Genomic DNA, 1,268 nt, shown 5'->3' with positions numbered 1-1,268 from the left:
GTACCGCTCCGCTGAGGTCTGCCCAATTCAGCTTCGCCCTACTAAATTTAATTTCATTGCCGCTAACTCCCTGGAGGTCAGCCTTCTCCAGATTGTAGTCGCTCAGATCAATGCAACCTTCCAAGCTTAAATCGATTCCGCTAAGTACAGGTTTGATGGCACGATTTTCCTCTCGCCATCGATTCCAGACATCTGCTCCTCTTTTGAGTAAAGCAAGATGTTGCTTGTTTGCCGTGTAGCCAACCTCTCCCAACGAAACCCATCGTTCGGCAGTCGCTTGAGTGATGACCTCTAGTTCTTTTGGATCTAAACTTTTAATCTTGTCGAGCATTTCCTCCAGTGGTGAGCTGGGCTTTGAGAGCGAACCCTTTTCGATATATTCATAAAATTCCCCCAACTCCATCTCAGTCAGCGCAGCAATCTGAGACCAGTATTTCCTACCGGGGACGTTTTCATCCCGTTCCCACTGAGCTACTGTCTGTTGGGTGATGGGTGGAGACAAAAGTTTGGCAAAAGCTGTTTGTGTAAGTTTCCGGCGGTTGCGGATTTCCTTGATGAGCCTGGGAAACTGATTTTTTCCTTTCGACTGAGAATCCATGTTACTGCTCTCTATGCGGGGTCAACCCGTTTTATCCCCAAACTATGTTCAGCTTGGGGTATCCGCCTTAATATTTTATCAATTAATAGAAAATGGTTGTTTATTTTTAGAAATACGGGGTAAAATTGTAAAAAGCGGCTGAGGCTTGAGTCGCCACTGTCAGATAGAAGTCGCAATCAAAGGTGAACCCGTTGAAAAACAATACTCTCTTGATTTGGAGTTTTTGAACGGCTAAGTAAGAGCTTAGTTGCTTAAACTCCAAGATTTAACGCTAAATTTCTTCAACTTGTAGTACTGAATAAAGCTTTAAAAGCCAATAATTATGGTTTATTTCATACCGCCTGTAGCTGGCGTAATTTTGCCTGCCATATTTGTTAATTAGATAAAAATAAAAGGTGTTGATTGTAAAAATAGAATTTATTTTTCATCAAAATAACTCTTGTTTTGTGCAGACATTACTGGAGTCATGACTGCACAAATTTTGCTAAAGTAATGTTAACAACACGACAAAATAGTCTGTGTTCTGGGAGTAAATATCTGGAACCTAATTCTCTGGAAGCTAATTCTTCGGCTCATCCCAACTAGAGTAATTTTTCACTTTGGAAATTTGCCATTTACTATTTAGCCATTCACTTACATTGAAAAAAATGAGTAGCTCAATCGAATCTGA

Annotated in this window: 1 protein-coding gene; it reads right to left on the bottom strand. The window is 40.8% G+C overall.

Annotated features, from left to right (window positions below):
• Positions 1 to 598, bottom strand: a 598-nt coding sequence (locus AC5JL3_RS16825; RefSeq protein ID WP_496075572.1) for a helix-turn-helix domain-containing protein, incomplete at its 3' end; no start/stop codon positions are given.
• Positions 599 to 1,268: the final 670 nt, after the last annotated feature.

It is taken from the genome of Symplocastrum torsivum (assembly GCF_059505465.1).
Note: the sequence above shows the minus strand (reverse complement) of the source record. Positions and strands in the feature narration are given on the sequence as shown.